The organism is uncultured Campylobacter sp. (genome assembly GCF_938045535.1).
In the GTDB taxonomy this organism is placed as follows: Bacteria; Campylobacterota; Campylobacteria; order Campylobacterales; family Campylobacteraceae; genus Campylobacter_B.
Map to the genome: position 1 here is coordinate 1 of NZ_CALIMQ010000053.1, position 5770 is coordinate 5770.

A 5770-nucleotide genomic window follows, 5' to 3' on the forward strand; every position below is an offset into this window, starting at 1 on the left:
GCACGGCGGCGTTGGGCACGGCGATGCGGATGATCTCGCAGCCCTCCTCGGCGAGAAATTTCGCTAGCAGCTTCGTTGCATTTGGGATATTTTTGTGTATCTCGTTGCCCGAGTGTCCGCCGCTAAGCCCGGTGACGCCGATTTCGTAAATTTTACCGCTCTTCTTGATGGTCTGCGCGCCGATTCTCGCGCTCACGTTTATGCCGCCGGCGCATCCCAGCGTCACGCGGTCGTCTTCTTCGCTGTCTAAATTTAGCAAATTCGGCGATAAAATTTTACCTTTAAAGGCGTTTGCGCCCACGAGCCCGACCTCTTCGTCGTTGGTAAATAGACACTCTAAATTCGCAAACTTCCTCATTGCGCCCATCATCATCGCTACGCCGATACCGTCGTCAGCGCCCAAGCTCGAGTTTTTAGCCTTTAGGATGCCGTTTTCTTCGATGAGCTGCAAATTCGGCGCCGCACCCACGCAAACCATGTCGTAGTGGCTTTGCAGGCAGATTTTAGGCTCGCCTTTTGCAGCGTGGATGTTACCCGCCTCATCGACGCTCACGTGAAAGCCCTGGCAGCGCGCAAAATCCGCTAAAAACTCCCTCATCTGCTCCGTTTCGCAGCTGCAGTGCGGTATCTCGCACAGCTTTTTAAAATCATTCATAACCTCGTTTTTTTGCATGTTTGCTCCTTTGAATTTATTACATCCGCGCGTTATTGCGACACGCCCGTTAAATTTAAGCGCGACCGCGCCGATATAGTGCTTCTGCAAAATACACGCACAGAATTCTATCAATCGCGCTAGCTTACGCTGCAGGCAAGCCGCGCAAAATGAAATTTTATGCAAAGTCGCATGAATTTTACCGAAATTTAGCAAGAATTTTATTTAAAATTTAGTCAGAATTTTGCCGGGGATTTTTATTTTACGATTACGCCTTCATAGCCCGTTTTAGCGATTGCCTCAAGCATCGCGGTCTCGTTTGCGTCATCTTTTGCCGCGACGGTTGCTGTTTTGCTCTGCTGTGAAACCTTCGCGCTTATCACGCCTGGCGTTTGCAAAAGCGCCTTTCGCACGATCGTGGTGCAGAGCGGACAGTGGATTTTTTCCACGTAAATTTTAACCTCTTTGTCGGCAAAAAGCGCCGTAAATCCAAGCATCAAAAACAAAATTTTACGCATAAAGCCCTCCTAAAATTTCAGGATATGTAAGCATAAAGGCAAGCAAGGCTCCTAAGAGCGCGTAGATTAAAATCCACTTTTTACGCCCGCTTTGCAGCGAGCATGCGCGCGGCTTTTTGAAAAAGAAAAATGCAGAAAGCGCGAAGCAAAAAAGCGCTAACGCAGAAAACGGCGCGCGGTAGTCACCGAAAGCCTCTGCGCCTGAAAAAATGGAAAAGCTCGCGCCGAAAATCAAAAATAAAAGCGCGGGCAGGCAGCAAAACGTCGCCGCAACCGCGCTAAAAATCGCGGCGAATATCAGCCACAGACTGCGCGTGCTGAAGCGATTTTTGTCAGGATATTCTCGCTTTTGAGCCAAGGTTTCTTGCGCGGAATTTTCTAGTTCGGTTTTCAAATTTTACCTTTTAATTATAATCTTGTCATAATCTTGTCGCATCCTCGTCGGCTTTTGGCGTAGAATTTTATCCGCAAATTTTAAATTTAAATTTCACCCTTTTAAGCGTCGTATACTTACTATTTAGCGCCAAATGCGGCTATAAATTGGTCGTGGCGCGCCGTGCGGTGTCGCATAAAATAAATTTGCCAGTCCGCGGTGAGCCATGAAATCAAAGGCATAAATGTTCGCGTGCTGGTTCTTGATCTGCGTGAAATAAAGCCGCCGAAGCGCCACCAAAGTTTTAGTGCTAAATCCCTGCACCGTCATCTCGCAATGGAATTAAATTTAGCAAATTCTATCACGACATAAACGCGACGTTGCTGCTCGTAATCTCGTAACGAAATTAAATTTAGCCGCAGCCTCTGACTTTATGACCTTTGGCTACGCTTTAAATTTTACTTTCAAAGCCCGTTTCTGCCGCGTCGCGGTAGAAATCGATCTGATCTTTTTTGATGATACGGATGTAGTCGGTGCTGCCGGGATGGCCGCTTTGAAAGCCCGCCGTCATCACGTAGGTGCCGCCTTCTTCGATGAGCCCGCGCTGCAGAGCCTCGCTTATGATATGTGCGAGCAGCGAGTTGATGCTCGTTTTTTCCCTGACCATCGCTGGATTTACGCCCCACACGAGACTTAGCGCGTGCGCGGTCTGCTCGTCGTGTGCGATTGCGATGATGTCGATTTTGGCGCGGTTGCGTGCGAGTTTGATCGCCGAGCGCCCCGAGCCCGTGATCGAAAGTATCGCGCCCGCGCCCAGCCTTGCGGCAAGCGCTGCGGTGCTCGAAGTGATCATATCGGTCTCGTCGTAGAAATCGTAATCGTTAAATTTATCGTAAGGATAGATCTTTTCGGTCTCGCGGATCGTCTCGCTCATCGCGGCAACTACGGCTGCGGGATTTTTGCCGATGGCGCTTTCCTCGCTTAGCATTACGGCGTCGGTGCCGTCGAGCACGGCGTTTGCGACGTCGCTGATCTCGGCTCTGGTGGCGCGCTCGTGCTCGGTCATGCTAAGCATCATCTGCGTTGCGGTGATGACGGGCTTTGAGCGGGCGTTGGCTAACGCTATGATGCGCTTTTGGATGCGCGGGATCTCATAAAACGGCATTTCGATGCCCAGATCTCCGCGCGCGACCATTATGCCGTCGCTTGCTTCGATGATCTTTTCAATATTTTCGACCGCGTCGAATTTCTCGATCTTGGCGTAAATTTTAGCTTTCGAGCCCAGAGAGTTTAAAATTTCGCGCACGCGCAGGATGTCGTTTTGCGACTGCACGAAGGAGATGCCTACGAAATTTACGCTGTGCGCCGCGCCCCAGCGCAGATCTGCGAGGTCTTTTTGAGTGATGACGTCGATATTTAGGCGGGTATTTGGGAAGTTCACCCCCTTATTTGAGCTTAAAAAGCCGTCGTTTTCGAGCACCGCTCGCACGCCTTGCTCGCTTACCGCGACTACCTTGGCGCGGATCGAACCGTCGTAGAGGTAGATAAACTCGCCCACCTTCATTAACGGCAAAATTTCGGGGTGGTTGATACACAGCTCGTATTCGCCTTCCGCGGTCTTTTTGCCGATTATTTCGCGAGGAAGGAAGGTGATTTTATCGCCCGTTTTTAGTTTAAAATTTTCCTCTAGCTTGCCGACGCGGATCTTTGGACCGCTGATGTCCTGAAATACGCCTACGCGCACGCCCAGGCTCTTTTCTACGGCGCGGATTTTGTTTAAATTTGCCTCGTGATACTCGTGCGTGCCGTGGCTGAAGTTCATCCTAAAGGCGTTGCAGCCCGCCTTTACCATCGCGCTCATCATCTCTTCGCTGTCGCTCGCAGGCCCGATGGTCGCTAAAATTTTGGTTTTTTTAAGCATCTTTTCTCCTTTAAATTTAAAATTTATCGCCGCATTGGGCGAAATTTTGCGCAAAATTTTGAAATTTCTAAAATTTAAAATTCGTTAGATGAAGGAATTTTAAAATTTTATGGTGCGCGAGAATTTTAGAATTCTACGGCACGGTGAAATTTTAAAATTTCATAGCTTGCGGTGCGGGTTAAATTCTAAAAATTCGCGTTTGAATGAAATTTTAAAACTCTCTATATATGTGAAGCGCGAGCAAAATTTTAAAGTCCTCGCCGAAGTAAAATTTTAAAATTCTTGCCCGAGCGAAATTTAAAAATTCCTCTTTATTGCATCATTTCCGCGTCAAATTTTGCATCATCCAAGCTCACTCCCAAATATTCGCAGGTGCTTTTTGCGTCGCGAAGCGCGTTACCTAGGCAGCTCGTAGCACCTGGGCTTGGGGTCATATTAAAGATAATCCCCGGATTTTCGCCTATTCTAGCTTCGCCTAAAAGCAGCTTTTTTTGCGAGTGTGAGATTACTTGTGGGCGCACGCCGCCAAAGCCCTTGGCGTAGTAAATATCCTCCTCGCGGATGCTAGGTATGATTTTGCGCGCATTTTTGACGAAAAGCTTTTTACCTAAAATCGGTATCTCAAAGCCTATATTGCGGATTAAGAAGTCCCTTACCTCGCTATCGCCAAAATTTTGCCAAATGACCTTGGCTACGTCCATGTCAAAATTTAATGATTGAAAAAATTCCGGCACCGAACGACAGCCCTTGTAGCGCTCGAGCTTCGGTAGCGTAAGTGCGGTAGGGCCAAATCTCGTGCAGCCGTCCGCCAAAAGATCGGGGTCGCCGTGAAGCGCGGCAAATGGAAGCTTTGGGTTTTGCACCATGTAAACCTTGCCGTTTAGAAGCTTTTGCTTGGTTAGATAGAAGCTGCCCGCGATGCAGATCGTGCTAAAATCCTGCCCCAGCCCCATTTTGTGCGCCAGCCACAGCGAGTGAGCGCCTGCATCTACGACTACGAAATCGGCGCTTAGCGAGAGTCTATTTGCAGTGCGGATATAGAGCTTATCGCCTACTTTAGTGATGTTTTGCACCTCGGAGTTTAGATATAGATCGCAGGTTTTGCCCTCCACGTTTTTAGCGTTTTGCACGAAGGAATTCGCCATCGCGCCGTAATCGATCGTCGTGTAAACTCCCGATTGCACGCCCATTGCTACGATATCCTCCGCTCGCTCCTCACCGTGCCCGTCAAAAACTAGCTTGGGCTCGATTTTTTTGAGCTCTTCCTTGTCAAAAAGCTGCAGATACGGATAAAGCTCTTTAAATTTCTCAAAGCGGTCTTTAATTAGCTCTACCTCGCTTTCGCCCACGCCAAGAGCCATTTTCTGCCCCTGAAATAAAAATTTATTCTCATATCCGTGCTTTTGGCAATACTTCACGATCATATCCGCCTTGCGCTTGACTTCGGTCGCTTTTTGCAGGTCGTAGTTGGTCTCGATGTCGCCGCAATGAATCGTCTGGGAATTTGCACTGGCTTTAGAATTTAGCGTCGCAAGCCCTTCGTATTTTTCAAGTAGAGCGATATTTTTGATCCCGCTAAATTCTGCCAATACATATGCTAACGCGCTGCCCGTGATACCGCCGCCTATGATGATTACTTCGTAATGTTTTTCTTGCATGCCCTTTCCTTATCGAATTTGGCTGCAATTGTGCGAAAATTTCGCTTAAAAGCTAGTTATAAAAGCGTGAATTTAGATGATTTTATATAAAATTCGCACCATTTCATTTTGGGAGTAGTATATGAAAAAATCGATTCTTGTCGGATTAAGTTTGATTATAGCCACGTCGCTGTGGGGCGCAGATAAGAAAGTTTATCGCCTTAAGCTAGCTCAGACTTACGAGCTTAGTATGCCTATCGTAGGCGATGTCGCCAAGCGGATGGCAGATCTTGCAGATAGTATGTCTGATGGCAGACTAAAAATCAGCATCGACGCGCCTAGCAAACATAAAGCACCTTTTGCGATCTATGATATGGTCAAAAACGGACAATACGATTTAGGCTATACTGCGAGCTACTATTATAAAGGCAAAAATAGCGCGAATATGCTGTTTACGACCGTGCCTTTTGGTATGACTAAAGACGAACAGCACGCTTGGTATTACTTCGGTGGGGGCAAGGAGCTAGCGGATAAATTCTATGCTAAAAACAATCTAAAGGTCTTTAATATCCTAAATAGCGGCATGCAGATGGGTGGCTGGTTTAAAAAAGAGATTAATACGCTAGATGATTTAAAAGGGCTTAAATTTAGAATTCCAAGCTTTGGCGG

5 protein-coding genes and 1 pseudogene are annotated in these 5770 nt (G+C 47.6%); 1 reads left to right on the plus strand and 5 read right to left on the minus strand.

The window, feature by feature from the left end; all coding sequences use genetic code 11:
* From Q0095_RS02000 to Q0095_RS02020, 5 genes are all read right to left on the minus strand, one after another.
* The coding region (locus Q0095_RS02000) for a M28 family peptidase (RefSeq protein ID WP_297880883.1) at positions 1 to 673 on the minus strand (673 nt) is incomplete at its 3' end.
* Positions 674 to 909: 236 nt separating this feature from the next.
* Complete coding sequence (locus Q0095_RS02005) at positions 910 to 1170, minus strand: cation transporter (RefSeq protein ID WP_005871832.1); 261 nt, start codon at positions 1168 to 1170, stop codon at positions 910 to 912.
* On the minus strand, positions 1163 to 1564 hold the full coding sequence (locus Q0095_RS02010; RefSeq protein ID WP_297880885.1) for an aryl sulfotransferase: 402 nt from the start codon (positions 1562 to 1564) through the stop codon (positions 1163 to 1165). The genes Q0095_RS02005 and Q0095_RS02010 overlap by 8 nt, the downstream gene beginning before the upstream one ends.
* Positions 1565 to 1994: 430 nt before the next feature.
* Positions 1995 to 3464 (minus strand): pyruvate kinase, encoded by a 1470-nt coding sequence (gene pyk / locus Q0095_RS02015; RefSeq protein ID WP_297880887.1) that lies wholly within the window; start codon positions 3462 to 3464, stop codon positions 1995 to 1997.
* Between the two features lie 311 nt (positions 3465 to 3775).
* A complete protein-coding gene (locus Q0095_RS02020; protein ID WP_297880889.1) occupies positions 3776 to 5122 on the minus strand; it encodes an FAD-dependent oxidoreductase in 1347 nt (448 codons plus the stop codon).
* 121 nt (positions 5123 to 5243) lie between these two features.
* Here Q0095_RS02020 and Q0095_RS02025 point away from each other — a divergent pair.
* A pseudogene (locus tag Q0095_RS02025) lies at positions 5244 to 5770 on the plus strand (ABC transporter substrate-binding protein); the annotation flags it as partial.